The organism is Methylobacterium fujisawaense (assembly GCF_039619325.1).
Classification (GTDB): Bacteria; Pseudomonadota; Alphaproteobacteria; order Rhizobiales; family Beijerinckiaceae; genus Methylobacterium; species Methylobacterium fujisawaense.
Map to the genome: position 1 here is coordinate 3,225,749 of NZ_CP155000.1, position 17,688 is coordinate 3,243,436.

A 17,688-nucleotide genomic window follows, 5' to 3' on the forward strand; every position below is an offset into this window, starting at 1 on the left:
GGGTTACCTCCGGGTGACCGAGACGTTGGCGCCGTTGCCGACTTGCGTGATGCTGATCGGCAGGGCGTTGTTGCCCTGCTGCTGCGCCGAGATGGCGTTGTTGTCGCCGCGGACCGTGATCGTCGCGGCCGCGCCGCTGCCGTCCTGCCGGGTGCCGACGGTGTTGGAATCGCCGAAGACCGAGACTGTCGACTGATTGTAGGAGCCTGTCTGCTGCTGCGTCACCGTATTGCGCGCGCCGATGATGCTCTGGATCGCGACATTCCCGTAGCCCGACATGTCGATCGTGGAGATGTTGCCTGTTCCGACCTGAAGGGCCCGGGCTTGATTGGCTGCCGGCTGGGGCGGGAGGCTCGGGCTGAGCAGCAGGATGCCGGACTGGTTGCCCAGGATGTAGTCGCTCTCCTGGATCGCCCGCCCCGGAGCAGCGGCCGCGGCGCGTTGGGCTAGGGCTTGGATCTGTTCGATCGCGACGCGATCCTGGGCCGCCGCCGAGCCGGCCATGAGCGGGAGGACGAAGAGCAGCACTTGACCTGCGGTCCGGCTGCGGCGCGTGCGGCGCATCATCTGTCCCCCCTGCTTGTTTGGCCCACCTTAAATCAGTGCTATTCGATAACGTACAGCAAAATATCTTATCCACACGGCTTCTAAGCCGGCGTGTGGTGACTATGGCACAATGAATTCTGATAAGAATCGAACCGCTGCCGCCGTTGGCAGCCCATGTCAATGAATCGGCGGATAATTTCCCGATAACGAAAAAGTGGTATGTCAACCGACTGACATCGGCGATTATCGATCAGCCGATCAAAGATCGTATATGCTGATATGACCGCAGTTGATCTTGCGCCCGTCGATCAGCACGGACGCGTCGATCCGGAGCTGGCCGTTCGGCAGGACGCTGACGGTCAGATTGCCGACATCCCGGGTTTCGCCGGGGGCGAGGTCGAAGCCACCGCCCTGCTGCATCGTCGCGGTGCCTGCCGGATCCGATTTCCGCACGACCAGGCTGTACCACCCTGCGCTGCCGCGGGGCGCCTCGACGCGAAGAGCCAGACGCGTCGTTTCGGCCGAGCGGCTCTCGACCACGCGACAGAGGACGGGCGGATCGACGGTGAGGCTGGGCATGATCGAGACTGCGCCTGCGATCGAAGACGCTGGGATGGCGAGAGAAGGGACGCTCCCGCAGGAGCGCCCCTTCCAGGACACGTCAGACTGGGGATGGGCCTCAGCCCGATCCATTAGTGCTGGCGGATCGTCACGCTGTTGAAGCCGCCGATCTGCGCGAAAGCAGCATTGGCCGAGTTCGCCGACTGCGTGATGGATCCATAATTGCCGAAGCCGTTCTGATAGCCGAAGGCGCCGACAGACGATCCGGTCTGCGTGATCGACGCCTCGTTGCCTCGGCCGATCTGGAGCAGGGCGGCGTAGTTGGTGTTGCCGTTCTGGCTGATGTTGCCTACGTTATAGTCGCCGGACTGGACGATCGCGGCATAGGCGTTGTCAGCTCTGTAGTCTTGCGTGATGCGGGCCCTGTTGTTGTCGCCGTTGAACTGGAAAATGCCCGCGTAGGTGTTCTTCGATCCGGCCTCGGCGGTGATCCACGCCTTGTTCTTGTCGCCGTTCTGCTGGAACTGCGCCACGCCGTTGGTCCCGAGCTGATTCGAGTCGACGGAGTTGGCGATGCCTTGCTGGAACGAGCCGTTGGCGACGCCGATCGTCGGATTGCCGTAGCGATTGCCGGCGATCGTGCTCACGGTGTTGTTCGAGCCGCCCTGCGTGACCTTCAGTTCGTTGAACGCACCGTTCTGCAGAATGGTCTGGGCGCCGTTCGAGACGCCGTTCAGGTTGCTCTCCGACAGATTCGGGACTGACAGGTCGACATTGGTCGAGAGCTTGCCGGCCTTATTGTTCGTTCCGGTCTGATCGACAGTCGCGGAGTTCGATAGACCGCGCTGGATGACGAAGGCTTCGTTCGCGGTAGTTCCAGCGCCCATGACGGGGGTCTGGGACTGCGCCGAGGCGCCTGTCGCAAAGGCCGTCAGACCGGCGACCGCCACGGACGCCAGAACAACTGACTTGAACATAGATGCACTCCCATTTTTATTTATGTGTCCTCTCGAACACAATCTATGCCATCGCAGTCGCTCTATCGTTACAGCGATTTAACGGCTTGTTAAGCGTATCCATAAGCCGATGATGGGTGTCAAGCGTGAGTTAGGCAAAAATCTACAATCTTTACAATTTTTTGGATTCATTTTTCAGATAAAAATGCCGTGAATTCAGTATGGATGGCGCGTCGAAAGACGAACATTCTCAACTGTTTAAAGTGGCCCTGCCGCGATCGCTGACTTAGAATCCATTCCACGGGATAGGCAGTCTTCGTTAGTGCCATCACAGGTCGGTATAGGCGTGTTAAATTGGTCACATCAGTTATGGCTGAAAGTGGTATGTTGCTGGCCAAGCAAGAATGCTCCGAAAGGTGATGTGGGACGGGTCTCACAGGGCCATGCCGCCGTCGCCGCTTAGGATCCGTCGACTGTGCTTGAGCCGAAAGGTTTTCGCGGACGACGAAGAGATCGAATTCACCGCAAGACGAAAAATCGTCTGCGATACGCGTTGAGTGGGAGGCTACGATGAGGCAGCGCGGCCGATCGCTGATGCAGGTCCTGCTCGCCACCGCGACCCTGGGGTCCGTCGGCGCCAACTCGGCCGAGGCTCAGCCCGCGGCCCCGGCCCCGCCGGCAGCCTCACCACAGACACCGCCCGCGCAGCAGCCAGCCTCCGCCAGGGCCGCGTCGACGCAACCGGCGCCCGCCCCCGCGGGCTGCGACGCCACCTGCGTGCGCGCCAACAACGAGGTCGCGTCCCAGATCTGCGCGCCGCGGATCGAGGCGCAGGCGCCGACGGATTTCGAGTGGGTCTCGCGGCCCTTCGCCAAGATCTTCCAGCAGGCGGAGGCGCCCGAGGGCGCCGCCACGGTGGTGCGCTATCGGGGGGATTCGATCCGCTTCCTCAGCCCCGCGAAGGAATGGGTGCGGGTGACCTACGAGTGCGGGTTCGATGCGGCCAACCGCTCGGTCGCGTATGTGCGGGTGCGGCTCGGCCGGCTCGACCAGGCGGACGCGCCCGCACAGCCGCCGCAGCAGGTCCGGGCCAATGCTTCGTCCTCGCAGCCGATGGCGCCCCAGGCGCAGCAGCAGGCTGGCCGCGTCGGGGCGCCGGTCCCACGCAGGCTGCTTCCGTCGGAGCCGAGCGAGGTCGAGATCCGGCAGGTCAACCCGCGGATCCGGCAGGCGCAGCCATGATCCCGACCCGGTCCCGGCAAGCCAGGTCCCGGCAAGCCAAAGCCGTCCTGGCCCTGCTGGCCGGCCTCGGTGCGGCCCCCGCCGCCGCGCAGCCGAGCCCGCTCTCGGTGAACGATTGCACCTTGCTGCCGGACCCGGGCGCCCTGCGGCGCTGCCTCGATCAGGCGGAGGGACGCGTGGTGGCGCCCCTGCCGCCGGTCGCGGGGCCGGCCACATCCGAGCGCCCCGAACAGGTGGTGCAGGCCGCGCGCGGCGCCCCGGTCGCCAAGCCCGGCGCCCTGCCCGGCGCCAAGCCCGGCGCCCTGCCGCCGACGGACTTCCTCGGCAACAGGCGGGAGCCCGCACCGCGGGCCCATCCGTCGGGACGGACGGTCATCGATCTCCAGTGACGCCTGCACGGCATCGATCCGGCGACGATCCGGCGACGATCCGGCCGTCACGGCCGCCGGAACGCGGCCTCGAGCGCGTCCGAGACGCTCGACAGGGTCGCGGCGCGGGCGGCGGCGTCGGAGCCGATATGCGGGTCGTGCTGCACGCACGGGGCGGTATAGGTGAACGGCGTGGCGTTCGGGCCCTCCACGAGGGCGCCGCCCTCCGCCTCGCGGATCGCGCAGGCCCGGACCGTCTGCGCGCCCTTGGCGACCACGGGGTGGGCCGGCCCGTTCGGGTTGTCGAAGACGTGCTGCGCGCCGGGATAGACGGTCAGGCCGACATCGGCGCCGGCCGCCTTCAGTCGCTCGGCGTAGGCGGCGCAGGTCGCGGCCGGATTGTAATCGTCGCCGCTGCCCCCGAACATCCGGATCGGCCGGTCCACCAGGGCGGTGTCGTCCCGGAATCGGATCGCGCAGTCGGGATAGACCGGCAGGTAGAGGGCGGGGGTGACGCCGGAGCGGTTCCAGGCCGCGTCGAAGCGCTTGAGGCTGGCATACAGCGCAGCCTGGCCGCCGCGCGAGAAGCCCATCACGGCGATGCGCGACGGATCGACCCGCGGATGCTGGGCCAGCACGCCCAGCGCCCGGTAGATGTCGAGGATCAGGTTCGTGCGCGCGAGGAGACTCTGATCGGTGTTGACGCTGGTCAGGCCCCGGCCGGTGAAGCCGTCGATGGCGAAGGTCGAGATCCCCCGCGCCGCCAGCGCCCGCTGCCAGAACTCGATGTTGCCGCCGAGGCCCCCGGAGCCGTGCATCAGGATCACGGTCGGCAACCGCTCCGACCCCGGCTTGGCGATGCGCAGGAGCCCGGCGACCGTGACGGGCTTCGCACCCTCGGACGTGCCGGTCAGGAACTGCCGGTCGGTCAGCGTCAGGCTCTCGAAGGGATGCATCTCCACGCGGGCGGCATAGCTGCCGAGATCGGCGACGCCGTCCTGCGCCGGCTCGGCGGAGGCCGCACGCGGGCTGCAGGCCAGGAGGCCGGCCGTCAGGAACAGGATTGATCGCCGCATCGAAACGCTCCACAGCCGCGCGATACCGTATCAGCGGCGCGGCGGCCCTGTCGCGGCGCGCCAGGACGGAACCGGTTTCCCTTCGGCGCCCGGTGTCACGCCCTGGGGCTCCGGCGGTGGGCATCTGGATGCCGACGGAAACGGGACGCTTCGGAGCCGCCGCAGGCCCCTGTCACCGGGCCGTGTCCTTCAACTTCTGTTCCACGGACTGCCTTGCATCGCCCGGAAGCCGCCGCCTACAAGTTTGCCGACTTAAGGCTCGGCCGCGATCGAGCGAGGACATGACGGCGCCGGCCCGAGGCACGGCTCCGCAGGGAGGATACCGCGTGACATTCGCCCGATACGGCGCAGCCCTGGCGCTGCTCTGCGGCTTCGGTTCCCTGTCGCCCGTCAGGGCCGACGCGTGTCCCAACCGCGGCCAGCTCGACGATGCCTATTGCGACGCCGACAAGGATCTCGTCGCCGACGTCCCGGCCAAGACCCGTGACCCGAGCGTCATCGTCTTCGCCTACACGCCGGTGGAGGATCCCGCGGTCTACGAGAACTCGTTCAAGCCGTTCACGACCTACCTCAGCCAGTGCACGGGCAAGCGGGTCGTCTACTATCCGGTCCAGTCGAACTCCGCCGAGATCGAGGCGATGCGCTCCGGCCGGCTCACGGTGGCGGGCTTCTCGACCGGGCCCCTCGGCTTCGCCGTCAACATGGCCGGCGCGGTCCCGTTCGCCGCCAAGGGCACCGAGAAGGGGTCTGAGGGCTACAACCTGATCGTCGTGGTGAAGGCGAGCAGCCCGTACAAGACGCTGGCCGACCTGAAGGGCAAGCGGGTGGCCCACACGGCGCCGTCGTCGAATTCCGGCAACCTCGCCCCCAAGGCCCTCTTCCCCGAGCAGGGGCTGAAGCCCGGCGAGGATTACAAGCTCATCTATTCGGGCGGGCACGACAAGTCGGCTTTGGGCGTCGGCACCGGCGACTACGACGCCGCCCCGGTGGCCTCGGACGTGTTCTACCGGATGGTCGCCCGCGGCACGATCAAGGGCGACGATTACCGGGTGATCTACACGAGCGAGAAGTTCCCGACCTCGGGCTTCGCCTATGCCCACGATCTCAAGCCGGACCTCGCCGAGAAGCTGAAGCAGTGCTTCTACGATTTCCGCTTCCCGCCCGACATGGTGAAGGATTTCGAGGGCGACGACCGGTTCGCGCCGATCACCTACCTCAAGGACTGGGCGATCGTCCGCAAGGTCGCGGAGGAATCGGGCACGCCGTACAACAAGGTCGCCTACGAGCGTGAGGCCGCACGCGAGGCCGAGGCCGCCCGCAAGAAGGCCGCGGACGCGCCCAAGCCGTGATGCAGGCTGTGACGGCGGGAAGCGCGATGCGCGCGGTCAAGGACGGACCCGACGGCGATCCCCGGGCGGAGGATCCCCGAGCCCTGGTGATCCGCGGGCTGACCAAGGAATACCGGCCCGGCCAGCCGGTCCTGAAGGGCATCGACCTCGTGGTGCCCGGCACCGGGCTCACGGCGATCATCGGGCCGTCCGGCACCGGTAAGAGCACCCTGATCCGCTGCATCAACCGGCTGGTCCAGCCGACCGCGGGGGAGATCCTGTTCCGCGGCGAGGACCTCGCCCGGCTCTCCGGCCCCGCCCTGCGCCGGGCGCGCCGCCGGATCGGGATGGTGTTCCAGGAGTACAACCTGGTCGAGCGCCTCTCGGTGATGGAGAACCTGCTCTGCGGCCGCCTCGGCTACGTGCCGGCGTGGCGCGCGTGGCTGCGCCGCTTCCCCGAGGCGGACATCGCCCGCGCCTTCGACCTCCTCGACGCGGTCGGCCTGTCGGGCTTCGCCACGCGCCGGGCCGACGCCCTGTCGGGCGGCCAGCGCCAGCGCGTCGGCATCGCCCGGGCGATCATGCAGGAGCCCGAGATCGTGCTCGCCGACGAGCCGACCTCGTCCCTCGATCCGAAGAGCTCCGTGGAGATCATGGAGATCCTGTCCCGGCTCGCGGCCGAGCGCGGCGTGCCGGTGGTGGTCAACATCCACAACGTGGCGCTCGCCCAGCGCTTCGCGGCGCGGATCGTCGGCATGTCGGGCGGGCATGTGGTCTATGACGGGCCGCCCGACCGGCTGAGCGAGGCCGACCTGCGCGGCATCTACGGCGGCGAGAACTGGCTCGAATGATTCCGACCGCCCGACCGGCCTCCTCCGACGCCGCCGGCCGCGTCGCGTTCCGGCCCAACTGGACCGCCCGCGCCGGCTGGGCGCTCCTCGCCCTCTACGCGGTCTACGCGGCGACCCAGCTCGGCTTCTCCCCCGAGCGCTTCGCCGGCGGCCTCGCCCACGGGCAGCAGTTCCTGGCCCGGATGTTCCCGCCGAACTTCTCCCGCTGGGAGCTGATCCAGTCGGGCATCCTCGAGAGCCTGCAGATCGCCGTGATCGCGACGGTGATCGGCATCGCGGTCGCCCTGCCGATCGGCTTCCTGGCGGCCCGCAACCTGATGCCGCCCTGGGTGACGTGGCCGACCCGCATCCTGATCGCGCTCTGCCGGTCGTTCCACCCGATCATCGTGGCGATCCTGTTCGTGAAGGCGATCGGCTTCGGGGCGCTCGCCGGCGTCATGGCGCTGATCGTCGCCTCGGTGGGCTTCATCGCCAAGCTGTTCGCCGAGGCGATCGAGGAGATCTCCCTGAAGCAGGTCGAGGCGGTGCGGGCGACCGGTGCCGGCTTCCTGTCGACCCTGATCATGGGCGTGCAGCCGCAGGTTCTGCCGCGCTTCATCGGCTTCGCCACCTACCAGCTCGATTCCAACCTGCGGAACTCCACCATGGTGGGCATCGTCGGCGGCGGCGGCATCGGCGCGACGCTGTTCACCGCCTACCAGCGCTTCGACTTCGACGTCGTGCTGGCGATCCTGATCGTCATCGTCGCCCTGATCATGGTGGCCGAGATCGTCTCCGGCTGGGCCCGCAAGGTGTTCCAGTGAGCGTCGCCCTCGCCCCCGCTACCGCCGGCCCGCGCCACTGGCAGCGCTTCCCCCTGTGGAAGCGGCTGGCGCGGCTCGCCTTCACGCTCTGCGCGGTGGCGGCCTTCGTGGCGAGCCTGCGCACCATCGAGGTGATCCCGGAATTCCTCTACGACGCCCCCGAGCAGCTGGCCGACCTGTTCGGCCGGATGTGGCCGATGGATGCCGGCTATGTCGGGCCGACCCTGCGGGCGCTGGTGGAGACGCTCCACATCGCGACGCTCGGCACCCTGATCGCCATCGCGATCGCGGTGCCGATCGGGCTGATGGCGGCCCGCAACGTCACGCCCAACCGCGCGCTGAACCTGTTCGCGAAGTTCGTGTTCGTGACCTCGCGCTCGGTGAATTCCCTGGTCTGGGCGCTGCTGTTCGTGGCGGTGTTCGGCCCCGGCCCCCTGGCCGGGACCCTGGCGATCGCGCTCCGCTCCGTCGGCTTCACCGGCAAGCTGTTCGCCGAGGCGCTGGAGGAGGCCAATCGCGGCTCGATCGAGGCCCTGCAGGCCGCGGGCGCCGGCCGGCTCTCGACGCTGCTGCTCGGCTACTGGCCGCAGGTGAAGCCGGCCTTCTGGTCGATCGCGCTGTTCCGGTGGGACATCAACATCCGTGAATCCGCCGTGCTCGGGCTGGTCGGCGCGGGCGGCATCGGCGTCGCGCTCGATACCGCCCTGAACCTGCTCTACTGGGATCAGGTCGCCGTGGTGCTCGCCGCGATCTTCGGCGTCGTCATCCTGGCCGAGATCGTCGTGACGGCGCTCCGCGCCCGGACGCTCTGAGGGGGCCTCACCGCCCCAGCGACATGCCGAGCGGCGGCGCGACCTCCGGCGGCAGCGGCGAGACGTAGCCGGCGGCGCCGACCCGGCGGGCGAGGTCCGCCTTGGCGGCGTCGCGCAGGGCCGCGTCGGTCACCGCCCGGGCGCCGGTGGCGGCCATCGCCTTGGCGACCTGCACCATCGCCTTGTGGGCCGCCGGGGTCTTGCCCTGCGCCACCACCTGCCAGGTGTGGAACGGCGTGCCGATCGCCACGGTCGGCGCGTGGGCCTGGACGGTGGGCACCACCCAGCTCACGTCGCCGACATCCGTGGAGCCGACCGCCGGGTTGCGCGGCGCGTCGAGGGGCACGAGGAAATCGGCGAGCGGCGCCTCCGTGCGGGGCATCCCGATGGCGCGGAACACGGCATCGATGTCGCCGTCGGTGAGCGTCGCCCGGATCTGGCCGGCGAAGTCCCGGTCGGCCTCGTCGAAATGCGGCGGGCCGAGTTCCTCCATGACGCCGTGCAGCGCCCGCTCCAGGGGATCGTTGCCCAGGAGGTTCGACACCGCGCTGACGATCCGCACCTCGAGGGCGGTCTCGGTCATCAGGGCGGCGCCTTCCGCGATCTTCTTCACCCGCTCGACCAGCGCCAGCATGCCCGGCAGGTCGCGCGCTCGGATCGAGTAGCGCACCGTGGCGCCGGCCTGGACGACGTTGGGGGCGATGCCGCCGGCGTCGAGATAGGCGTAGTGGACCCGCGCGTCGGAGGGCATGTGCTCCCGCATGTAGTTCACGCCGACGCTCATCAGCTCGACGGCGTCGAGCGCCGAGCGCCCGAGATGCGGGGAAGCCGCCGCGTGGGCGGTGCGCCCGGTGAAGACGAAGTCCGCCCGAGTGTTGGCGAGCGCCACCGGCGGCGCCACCTCCCAGAAGCTGCCCGGATGCCAGGTGATCGCGATGTCGGCATCCGCGAAGGCGCCGGCCCGGACCATGAAGGCCTTGGCGGCGCCGCCCTCCTCGGCGGGACAGCCGTAGTAGCGCACGCGGCCGGGGGTGCCGGTCTCGGCGAGCCAGTCCTTCAGGGCGGTGGCGGCCAGCAAAGCCGCCGAGCCGAGGAGGTTGTGGCCGCAGCCGTGGCCGTGGCCGCCCGCCTCCACCGGCCGGTGCTCGGCGACGCCGGCCTCCTGCGACAGGGCCGGCAGGGCGTCGTACTCGCCGAGGAAGGCGATGACCGGCCCGCCTTCACCGGCCTCGCCCATCACGGCGGTGGGGATGCCGGCGACCTGCTCGGTTACGCGGAAGCCCTGGTGGCGCAGCTCGGCGACATGCTCGGCGCAGGACCGCGCTTCCGTGTAGCAGACCTCCGGCATGCCCCAGACCCCGTCGGACAGGGCGATCAGCCGCTCCGTCTGCGCGTCGACGTGGCGCCACACGGTGTTGCGGTTGTCCATCGTGTCGTCTCCCGGAAGGTCGCGCGTCGCGTTCGCGCCATCATAGCGGGCTCCGCGCCGTCATCGCGAGCGCAGCGAAGCGACCCAGGGCTGCGCACGGTCAGGGGACGTGGCGCTGCTGGATTGCTTCGCTGCGCTCGCAAAGACGGCGGCGTCGCGCTGCTCGGCTCGGTGCGGCAGGAGAGGGACTGGCATGCAGGGCCGGGGCCATGCTGTGCACGAAGCGAACCTTCCTCAACACGTTTCGGTTGAACCGTCACTGGCCCGCCCCTTGCCAAGGCCGCCACCGGAATGTTGCTGTGCCGCGCGGCGGTCAACGGGAATGCGTACATGGACGAGCGGGATCTGCGCGGCCTCATCGGGCAGGTGAAAGGCGGCCGCCTGTCGCGGCGCGCCTTCGTGCAGCGGATGGTGGCTTTCGGCCTCACCGCGCCCATGGCCGGGCTGATGCTGGCCGGGAACGGGGTCGCGATGGCGGCCGATATCCGGGCCGGCTACAAGCCGACCAAGGCCGGCGGCGGCGGCGCCCTGAAGCTGCTCTGGTGGCAGGCCCCGACGCTGATCAACCCGCATTTCGCCATCGGGACCAAGGACCAGGACGCCTCGCGGATCTTCTACGAGCCGCTCGCCGCCTGGGACGCGGACGGCAACCTCGTGCCGGTGCTGGCCGCCTCGATCCCGTCCAAGGAGAACGGGGCGCTCGCCGCCGACGGCCGCTCGGTGGTGTGGACGCTGAAGCCCGGCGTGACGTGGCACGACGGCAAGCCGCTCACCGCCGACGACCTCGTCTTCACCTGGGACTACGCCCGCGACCCCGCCACCGCGGCGGTGACGGCCGGCTCCTACAAGGATTGCAAGGTCGAGAAGGTCGACGACCTCAGCGTCCGGGTGCTGTTCGACAAGCCGACGCCCTACTGGTGCGACGCCTTCGTGGGCATCGTCGGGATGGTGCTGCCGAAGCACCTGTTCGGGCCCTATAGCGGCGCCAAGTCCCGGGACGCGCCGCAGAACCTCGCCCCCGTGGGCACCGGCCCGTACCGGTTCGTGGAGTTCCGGCCCGGCGACATCGTCCGCGGGGAGCGCAACCCGGACTATCACCTGCCGAACCGGCCGTATTTCGACACGATCGAGATGAAGGGCGGCGGCGACGCGGTCTCGGCGGCCCGCGCGGTGCTCCAGACCGGCGAGTACGACTACGCCTGGAACATGCTGATCGAGGACGAGGTGCTGAAGCGCCTGGAGACCGGCGGCAAGGGCCGGGTCGACGTGGTCTACGGCGGCAAGCTCGAGTTCCTGCTCCTCAACGCCACCGACCCGAACGTCGAGGTCGACGGCGAGCGCGCCTCGATCACCACCAAGCACCCCGCCTTCTCCGACCCCAAGGTCTGCCAGGCGATGAACCTGCTGGTCGACCGCAAGTCGATCCAGACCTACATCTACGGCCGCACCGGCAAGCCCACCGCCAACACGGTCAACGGCCCGGAGCGCTTCGTCTCGAAGAACACCAACTTCGCCTTCGACCCGGCCAAGGCCAACGCGCTCCTCGACGAGGCCGGCTGGAAGAAGGGCTCCGACGGCATCCGCGCCAAGGACGGCAAGAAGCTCAAGCTGCTCTTCCAGACCTCGATCAACGCGCCGCGTCAGAAGACCCAGGCGATCATCAAGCAGGCGGCCGCCAAGGCCGGGATCGAGATCGAGCTGAAATCGGTGACCGGCTCGGTGTTCTTCTCCTCCGACCCGGCGAACCCGGACACCTGCACGCATTTCTACGCCGACATGGAGATGTACGCCTACAGCATGACCCAGGCCGATCCGGCGATCTGGCTGCTCATGTACGCCTCCTGGGAGGTGGCCCAGAAGGCCAACAAGTGGCAGGGCCGCAACGTCGTGCGCTGGCGCAACGCCGCCTACGACAAGGCCTACAATGCCGCCCAGAGCGAGCTCGACCCGGTCAAGCGCGCGGCGCTTCTCATCACCTGCAATGACCTCGCGGTCTCGGAGAACGTGCTGCCGCTGATCCACCGCGCCGAGGTCTCGGCGGTGGGCGCCACGCTCACGGCCCCCCGCAGCGGCTGGGACAACGACCTGTCGTTCCTGCCCGACTGGTACAGGGAGGCCTGAGCGGGAGCGCGGGCCATGGGCGCCTACATCCTGCGACGGCTCCTGATCGCGATCCCGAGCCTGCTCGGCATCAGCCTGATCCTGTTCACCGTCCTGGCGCTCGCGCCGGGCGACCCGTTCGGCGAACTCGCCAGCAACCCGAACGTGCCCCCGGAGGTGCGGGCGGCCCTGCGGGTGAAATTCGGCCTCGATGACCCGATCCTCACCCGCTACCTGCACTGGCTCACCGCCATGCTGCAGGGGGATTGGGGCTTCTCCTTCGCCAGCCGGGTGAATGTCGACACGCTGATCCTGCAGCGGCTGCCGACGACCCTGTTCATCGTCGGCTCCTCGCAGATCCTGGCGCTGCTGATCGCCGTGCCGGTAGGCCTCTATGCGGCGCGTCGGCCCTACTCGCTCGCCGACCAGGTCGCCAACACTTTGGCCTTCGTGGGCTTCTCGCTGCCGACCTTCTTCACCGGCCTGCTGTTCATCCTGCTGTTCTCGATCAAGCTCGGCTGGCTGCCCTTCGTCTACCAGGCCGACCTGCCGGGCTCCGGCCTGCCCTGGGTCTGGGCGAATGTCCGGCAGGCGATCATGCCGGTGGCGGTGCTGGGCTTCTTCCAGGCCGCCTCCTACACCCGCTACGTGCGCGCCTCGGCGCTGGACGTCGCCCGCCTCGACTACGTCACCACGGCCCGCGCCAAGGGCCTGTCGGAGGGCACGGTGACCCGCCGGCACATCGCCCGCAACGCCCTGATCCCGGTGGTGACGCTCGTCGCCCTCCAGATCCCGGCGGTGTTCGGCGGCGCCATCGTCACCGAGCAGATCTTCCGGATCCCCGGCATCGGCTCGCTGCTGATCGACGCGATGCTGGCCAACGACACGCCGGTGGTGATGGCCGTGACCTTCGTGTTCGCCGGCCTCGTCATCCTGTTCAACCTCGTCGCGGACCTGCTCTATGGCTGGCTCGACCCTCGCATCGCCCTCCGATGAGGCGGTGCCCGTCGCCCGCGCGCCGGCCTCGCCGGGGCGGGAGACGTGGCGGCGCTTCCGGCGGCACCGGCTGGCGCTCGCCAGCGTCGGCGTGCTGGCGCTCCTCGTCGCCGGCGTGGTGTTCGGCGGCCTGCTCTGGCCGGTCGCCATCGACGACATCGACTTCGCGGCCCAGCTCCAGGGCCCGTCCTGGGACCACCCGTTCGGCACCGACGATCTCGGCCAGGATCTCCTCGCCCGGATGATCTACGGCGGCCGGATCTCGCTCGCCGTGGGCTTCGCCGCCATGGCGGTGGCGAGCCTGATCGGCGTTCTGGTGGGCGCGCTCGCCGGCATGTCGCGCCGCCTCCTCGACCCGGTGCTGATGTGGCTGACCGACCTGTTCCTGTCGCTGCCGCAGCTGCCGCTGCTGCTCCTCGTGATCTACCTGTTCCGCGACAGCCTGAAGGCCGTGTTCGGCAGCCAGGGCGGCGTGTTCCTGATGATCGTCGCGGTGATCGGGGGCCTGCGCTGGATGCCGGTCGCCCGGCTGGTGCGGGCGCAGTTCCTGTCCTTGCGCGAGAAGGAGTTCGTGGAGGCGGCCCGCTCACAGGGGGCGACCACCGGGCACCTCGTGCGCCGCCACATCCTGCCGAACGCACTGGGGCCGGTGATCGTGGCGGCCTCCATCGAGGTCTCGTCCGCGATCATCGCGGAATCGACGCTCTCCTTCCTGGGGCTCGGCTTCCCGCCCGACATCCCGACCTGGGGGCGGCTGCTGTTCGACGCCAAGGACCATCTCGACGTCGCCCCGCACTGGGCGCTGTTCCCGGGGGGCGCGATCTTCCTGACGGTGCTGTCGATCAACTTCATCGGCGACGGTTTGCGCGACGCCCTCGACCCGCGCCGGGTGCTCTAGGGCATGCGGCGGGGCTTCGAGGGCTGCCGGCTTGCCGTGAACGCGCCTGCCCCCGCAGAGGGGCGGACAGACCGGAAGGCCCTTTCCGGCACTGGGGCTTCAGGATCGGGCGCGGGTCCCCTCTCCCGGGCGGGAGAGGGACAGGATGAGGGATCAGGTCTTTCAGGATGGGGCGCGCCCTGTCGGAGCGTCGACGGTGTGCTCGGTCCTGAACCTTCTCATCCCTCACCCCAACCCTCTCCCGCACGGGAGAGGGGGCCCGTCGCGCTCCGTCATCAGCGTCGGTGCGCATCGGAGAGGCGGGAACATCGTCGCGTCGGAGGACGCGGGGACGGTGTGGAGTCGCCCCGTCGAACCCCGCTGGATCAGGAGTGAAGCCCGTGACGGACCCGATCCTCTCGGTCTCCGACCTCACCGTGTCCTTCCGCTCGGAGGGCCGCTGGCGCGCGGTCGTGCACGGCGTCTCCTTCGATGTCGGGCCCCGCGAGACCGTGGCGCTGGTGGGCGAGTCCGGATCCGGCAAGAGCGTCAGCGCCCTGTCGATCCTGCGCCTCCTGCCGCGGGATGCGAGCCGCATCGGCGGCAGCGTGCGCTTCGGGGGCCGCGAGCTGCTCACGGCCCCCGAGGCCGAGATGCGGCGGGTGCGCGGCGATTCCATCGCCATGATCTTTCAGGAGCCGATGACCTCCCTGAACCCGGTGCTCACCATCGGCTTCCAGATCGCCGAGGCGCTGATCCGGCACCGGGGCCTGTCGCGGTCCGCCGCCGAGGCGGAGGCGCTCCGGCTCCTCGACAAGGTCCGGATCCCGGCCGCCCGATCGCGCCTGCACGAGTACCCGCACCGCTTCTCCGGCGGCATGCGCCAGCGGGTGATGATCGCCATGGCGCTCGCCTGCCGGCCGAAGCTCCTCATCGCCGACGAGCCGACCACGGCGCTGGACGTCACGATCCAGGCCCAGATCCTCGACCTCATCAAGAGCCTGCAGGACGAGGAGGGCATGTCGGTCCTGTTCATCACCCACGACATGGGCGTGGTCGCCGAGATCGCCGACCGCACCGTGGTGATGTACCGGGGCCGCGCCGTGGAGGCCGGTCCGACCGCACGGATCTTCGACGCCCCCGCCGAGCCCTACACGCGGGCGCTGCTGGCCGCGGTCCCGCGGCTGGGGGCCATGGCGGGCCGCGCCCGCCCGATGCGCTTCCCGGTGGTCGACCGGGCGACCGGCCTGGCGGCGCCGACGCCCGAGACCCCCGACACCGTCAGGGCCGCCGAGCGCCCGGTGCTGGAGGTGCGCGACCTGACCGCCCGGTTCGACATCCGCTCCGGCCTCCTCGGCCGCGTGACCGGCCGCGTCCACGCGGTGGAGCGGGTCTCGTTCAGCCTCGCGGCCGGGGAGACCCTGGCGCTGGTCGGCGAATCCGGCTGCGGCAAGTCCACCACCGGCCGCGCGATCCTGCGCCTCGTCGAGCCGCTGTCGGGCTCGGTCCTGCTCGACGGCGAGGACATCACGGGCCTCGACCCGAAGACCCTGCGCAACCGCCGCCAGCGCATGCAGATGATCTTCCAGGACCCGTTCGCGAGCCTCGACCCGCGCCTGAGCGTCGGCGCAGCGGTGGCCGAGCCGCTGCTGATCAACCGCCTCGCCGCGCCCCGCGAGGCAAGGCTTCGGGCCGAGGACCTGCTGGCCCGGGTCGGACTCGCGCCCGAGACGGCCGGGCGCTTCCCGCACGAATTCTCCGGCGGCCAGCGCCAGCGCATCTGCATCGCCCGGGCCCTCGCCCTGAACCCCCGGCTGATCGTCGCCGACGAGGCGGTCTCGGCGCTCGACGTCTCGGTGAAGGCGCAGGTCGTGAACCTGATGCTCGACCTCCAGGCCGAGTTCGGCCTCGCCTATCTGTTCATCTCGCACGACATGGCGGTGGTGGAGCGGGTGAGCCACCGGGTCGCCGTGATGTATCTCGGCGAGATCGTGGAGATCGGACCGCGCGCCGCGATCTTCGGCGACCCGCAGCACCCCTACACGAAGAAGCTGCTCGCCGCCGTGCCGGTCCCGGATCCGGCCCGGCGGGGCGCGCGGCACGCCCTGCCGGACGACGAGATCCGCAGCCCGATCCGCGCGCCCGACTACGTGGCGCCGGAGCGGCTCTACCGGGAGGTCGCGCCTGGCCACAGCGTCCAGGATTGGGGGGGCGACTGGGACGCGGGCCCGCGTCAGGGCGCGGCGGCCTGACGCCGCTCAGCTCCGCCGCTCCGGCGATCGGACGCAGCGCCTCGCCCGCCTCACCGCTGCGGCGATCGCGCGGCCGGACTGGGCGCGCAGCGTGGCGGCCCATGCCGGCCCGCTCTGGGCGCGGGCCCCGATGGCACCCGGTCGTCGCGGTCGACAGCGCTCCGGCCGATATCGCTCGGGTCGAGAGTCTCAACGGAACCGAACCGGTCCAGCGCCGCATCGGCGGATCCGAAAATCGGAATCGCCCGGTTTCTACAGGAGATTTTTGAAGTATTACGACACCACCGCAGCGGGGTGGCGCCCGCAATCGATTGCCGCTAAGCTGTTCCTCTATCCAAGTAAGTCTTTCATTTGAAGATTTACAAACAACAGCTCTGGAGCGATCGGTCCATGTTGCGTGCCGAAGGAGAGGGGCAGCGCGGCTTTCCGGCTGGGACCCGCGCGGGGCCCGGCGCGACGCAGCCCGGTCCGCTGCCAGAGCCGGCGGCCGAGATCGGCTCGGCGCGTCTCCTGCAGGGGCGCCGGGAGATCGTCATCCGCCACGGCGGCCACGCCTATCGCCTGCGCGTGACCGCGAGCGACAAGCTGATCCTGACCAAATGAACGGCCCCGCCCCGATATCGCGCCGCACCCTCCTGGCCGCCGCCGCGGCCGGTGCGCTCGCCCCGCGCGCCGCCGCCGCGCAGGCGGCCACCCGCATCGCCGCACTGGGCGGTGCCGTCACCGAGATCCTCTACCGCCTCGGCGCCGGCGGCCGGATCGTCGCGGTCGACACGACCAGCCTCTACCCGCCCGAGGCGCTGCGCGAGAAGCCGAATGTCGGCTACCTGCGGGCGCTCTCGGCCGAGGGCCTGCTGGCGCAGCAGCCCGACCTGATCATCGCCGCCGAGGGGGCGGGCCCGCCCGCGGTCCTGGCGCAGCTGCGCGAGGCCGGGCTGCGTGTGGAGACCGTGACGGAGCCGCCGAGCCCCGAGGGCGTGCTGGACAAGATCGAGACGGTCGGGCGCCTCGCCGGGCTGGAGCGCGCGACCGAGGCCCTCGAGGCCGAGGTCCGCGCCCGTTTCGCCGACCTCGCAGCCCGGCGCGCCCGGATCGCCCGGCCGGCCCGGGCTCTCGTCGTCCTCTCGGTCCAGGGCGGCCGGACCGTCGTCGGCGGTGCCGGCTCCTCGGCGGACGGCATCCTGACCCTGGCGGGCATCGCCAACGCGGCCACGGGCCTGGAGGGCTTCAAGCCGATGACCGACGAGGCCATCGTGGCCGCCGCTCCCGACGCGGTGGTGATGATGCAGAATGGCCCGGAGCCGCCGAAGCCCGAGGGCATCTTCGCCCCCGGCACGGCCCTCGCCCAGACCCCCGCGGGCGCCCAAGGCCGGCTGGTGGCCATGGACGGGCTCTACCTCCTCGGCTTCGGTCCGCGCACGCCGCAGGCCGCCACGGACCTGATGCGGGCGCTCTACCCGGACCTGCCGCGTGACTGAGCCGCGCGGCGGC

General features: G+C 69.9%; 17 protein-coding genes. 12 read left to right on the plus strand and 5 right to left on the minus strand.

Translation table 11 applies throughout. The annotated features are described in order from the left end of the window. Positions 1–3: 3 nt before the first annotated feature. The 3 genes from ABC766_RS15365 to ABC766_RS15375 form a co-directional block, all read right to left on the minus strand. Positions 4–567, minus strand: coding sequence for a hypothetical protein (locus ABC766_RS15365; RefSeq protein ID WP_345822607.1), 564 nt, complete (start codon positions 565–567; stop codon positions 4–6). 237 nt (positions 568–804) lie between these two features. Then, positions 805–1,086, minus strand: a complete 282-nt coding sequence (gene csgH, locus ABC766_RS15370; protein ID WP_345822608.1) for a curli-like amyloid fiber formation chaperone CsgH — start codon at positions 1,084–1,086, stop codon at positions 805–807. Between the two features lie 152 nt (positions 1,087–1,238). Continuing rightward, the gene (locus ABC766_RS15375) at positions 1,239–2,057 is read right to left on the minus strand and encodes a hypothetical protein (RefSeq protein ID WP_170867475.1); all 819 of its coding nucleotides are present in this window, start codon (positions 2,055–2,057) and stop codon (positions 1,239–1,241) included. Between the two features lie 576 nt (positions 2,058–2,633). Here ABC766_RS15375 and ABC766_RS15380 point away from each other — a divergent pair. Both ABC766_RS15380 and ABC766_RS15385 read left to right on the plus strand, forming a co-directional pair. Continuing rightward, positions 2,634–3,305: a hypothetical protein gene (locus ABC766_RS15380; protein WP_236952756.1), complete on the plus strand. Its 672-nt coding sequence runs from the start codon at positions 2,634–2,636 to the stop codon at positions 3,303–3,305. Further along, positions 3,302–3,694: a hypothetical protein gene (locus tag ABC766_RS15385; protein WP_345822609.1), complete on the plus strand. Its 393-nt coding sequence runs from the start codon at positions 3,302–3,304 to the stop codon at positions 3,692–3,694. Before ABC766_RS15380 ends, ABC766_RS15385 begins: the two co-directional genes overlap by 4 nt. Before the next feature lie 47 nt (positions 3,695–3,741). Here the strand turns inward: ABC766_RS15385 and ABC766_RS15390 are convergent, their stop codons facing one another. Continuing rightward, complete coding sequence (locus ABC766_RS15390) at positions 3,742–4,749, minus strand: dienelactone hydrolase family protein (protein ID WP_345822610.1); 1,008 nt, start codon at positions 4,747–4,749, stop codon at positions 3,742–3,744. A gap of 326 nt (positions 4,750–5,075) precedes the next feature. On the opposite strand from ABC766_RS15390, the gene phnD reads away from it, so the two are divergent. From phnD to phnE (ABC766_RS15410), 4 genes are read left to right on the plus strand one after another with little or no spacing between them, the layout of a single operon-like run. Next, positions 5,076–6,098 carry a phosphate/phosphite/phosphonate ABC transporter substrate-binding protein gene (phnD, locus tag ABC766_RS15395; RefSeq protein WP_043353999.1) on the plus strand — a complete coding sequence of 341 codons (1,023 nt, stop codon included), beginning with the start codon at positions 5,076–5,078 and terminating at the stop codon, positions 6,096–6,098. Between the two features lie 26 nt (positions 6,099–6,124). Then, positions 6,125–6,928 (plus strand): phosphonate ABC transporter ATP-binding protein, encoded by an 804-nt coding sequence (phnC, locus tag ABC766_RS15400; RefSeq protein ID WP_051045083.1) that lies wholly within the window; start codon positions 6,125–6,127, stop codon positions 6,926–6,928. After that, positions 6,925–7,731 carry a phosphonate ABC transporter, permease protein PhnE gene (gene phnE, locus ABC766_RS15405; RefSeq protein ID WP_043356475.1) on the plus strand — a complete coding sequence of 269 codons (807 nt, stop codon included), beginning with the start codon at positions 6,925–6,927 and terminating at the stop codon, positions 7,729–7,731. The genes phnC and phnE (ABC766_RS15405) overlap by 4 nt, the downstream gene beginning before the upstream one ends. After that, complete coding sequence (gene phnE, locus ABC766_RS15410; protein ID WP_043356476.1) at positions 7,728–8,543, plus strand: phosphonate ABC transporter, permease protein PhnE; 816 nt, start codon at positions 7,728–7,730, stop codon at positions 8,541–8,543. The genes phnE (ABC766_RS15405) and phnE (ABC766_RS15410) overlap by 4 nt, the downstream gene beginning before the upstream one ends. A gap of 7 nt (positions 8,544–8,550) precedes the next feature. Here the strand turns inward: phnE (ABC766_RS15410) and ABC766_RS15415 are convergent, their stop codons facing one another. Beyond that, positions 8,551–9,972 carry a M20 family metallopeptidase gene (locus ABC766_RS15415; protein WP_345822611.1) on the minus strand — a complete coding sequence of 474 codons (1,422 nt, stop codon included), beginning with the start codon at positions 9,970–9,972 and terminating at the stop codon, positions 8,551–8,553. A gap of 330 nt (positions 9,973–10,302) precedes the next feature. Between ABC766_RS15415 and ABC766_RS15420 the strand changes: the two genes are divergently transcribed. From ABC766_RS15420 to ABC766_RS15445, 6 genes are all read left to right on the plus strand, one after another. Next, positions 10,303–12,093, plus strand: a complete 1,791-nt coding sequence (locus ABC766_RS15420; RefSeq protein ID WP_345822612.1) for a peptide ABC transporter substrate-binding protein — start codon at positions 10,303–10,305, stop codon at positions 12,091–12,093. A gap of 15 nt (positions 12,094–12,108) precedes the next feature. Continuing rightward, positions 12,109–13,068 carry an ABC transporter permease gene (locus ABC766_RS15425; RefSeq protein WP_345822613.1) on the plus strand — a complete coding sequence of 320 codons (960 nt, stop codon included), beginning with the start codon at positions 12,109–12,111 and terminating at the stop codon, positions 13,066–13,068. Further along, entirely contained in the window at positions 13,034–13,966 is a 933-nt protein-coding gene (locus ABC766_RS15430) for an ABC transporter permease (protein ID WP_053609320.1), read from the plus strand. The genes ABC766_RS15425 and ABC766_RS15430 overlap by 35 nt, the downstream gene beginning before the upstream one ends. 380 nt (positions 13,967–14,346) lie before the next feature. Beyond that, positions 14,347–16,197 (plus strand): ABC transporter ATP-binding protein, encoded by a 1,851-nt coding sequence (locus ABC766_RS15435; RefSeq protein WP_345822614.1) that lies wholly within the window; start codon positions 14,347–14,349, stop codon positions 16,195–16,197. Between the two features lie 390 nt (positions 16,198–16,587). After that, positions 16,588–16,800 carry a hemin uptake protein HemP gene (locus ABC766_RS15440; protein ID WP_345822615.1) on the plus strand — a complete coding sequence of 71 codons (213 nt, stop codon included), beginning with the start codon at positions 16,588–16,590 and terminating at the stop codon, positions 16,798–16,800. Then, complete coding sequence (locus tag ABC766_RS15445) at positions 16,797–17,675, plus strand: heme/hemin ABC transporter substrate-binding protein (RefSeq protein ID WP_345822616.1); 879 nt, start codon at positions 16,797–16,799, stop codon at positions 17,673–17,675. Before ABC766_RS15440 ends, ABC766_RS15445 begins: the two co-directional genes overlap by 4 nt. The last annotated feature ends 13 nt before the right edge of the window (positions 17,676–17,688 follow it).

Excerpts from the sequence above, each read along its gene's own strand:
- ABC766_RS15365 (WP_345822607.1), bottom strand. The coding sequence starts at position 567 with ATGATGCGCCGCACGCGCCGCAGCCGGACCGCAGGTCAAGTGCTGCTC.
- ABC766_RS15380 (WP_236952756.1), top strand. The coding sequence starts at position 2,634 with ATGAGGCAGCGCGGCCGATCGCTGATGCAGGTCCTGCTCGCCACCGCG.
- ABC766_RS15385 (WP_345822609.1), top strand. The coding sequence starts at position 3,302 with ATGATCCCGACCCGGTCCCGGCAAGCCAGGTCCCGGCAAGCCAAAGCC.
- ABC766_RS15390 (WP_345822610.1), bottom strand. The coding sequence starts at position 4,749 with ATGCGGCGATCAATCCTGTTCCTGACGGCCGGCCTCCTGGCCTGCAGC.
- phnC (WP_051045083.1), top strand. The coding sequence starts at position 6,125 with ATGCGCGCGGTCAAGGACGGACCCGACGGCGATCCCCGGGCGGAGGAT.
- phnE (WP_043356475.1), top strand. The coding sequence starts at position 6,925 with ATGATTCCGACCGCCCGACCGGCCTCCTCCGACGCCGCCGGCCGCGTC.
- ABC766_RS15415 (WP_345822611.1), bottom strand. The coding sequence starts at position 9,972 with ATGGACAACCGCAACACCGTGTGGCGCCACGTCGACGCGCAGACGGAG.
- ABC766_RS15420 (WP_345822612.1), top strand. The coding sequence starts at position 10,303 with ATGGACGAGCGGGATCTGCGCGGCCTCATCGGGCAGGTGAAAGGCGGC.
- ABC766_RS15425 (WP_345822613.1), top strand. The coding sequence starts at position 12,109 with ATGGGCGCCTACATCCTGCGACGGCTCCTGATCGCGATCCCGAGCCTG.
- ABC766_RS15430 (WP_053609320.1), top strand. The coding sequence starts at position 13,034 with ATGGCTGGCTCGACCCTCGCATCGCCCTCCGATGAGGCGGTGCCCGTC.
- ABC766_RS15440 (WP_345822615.1), top strand. The coding sequence starts at position 16,588 with ATGTTGCGTGCCGAAGGAGAGGGGCAGCGCGGCTTTCCGGCTGGGACC.
- ABC766_RS15445 (WP_345822616.1), top strand. The coding sequence starts at position 16,797 with ATGAACGGCCCCGCCCCGATATCGCGCCGCACCCTCCTGGCCGCCGCC.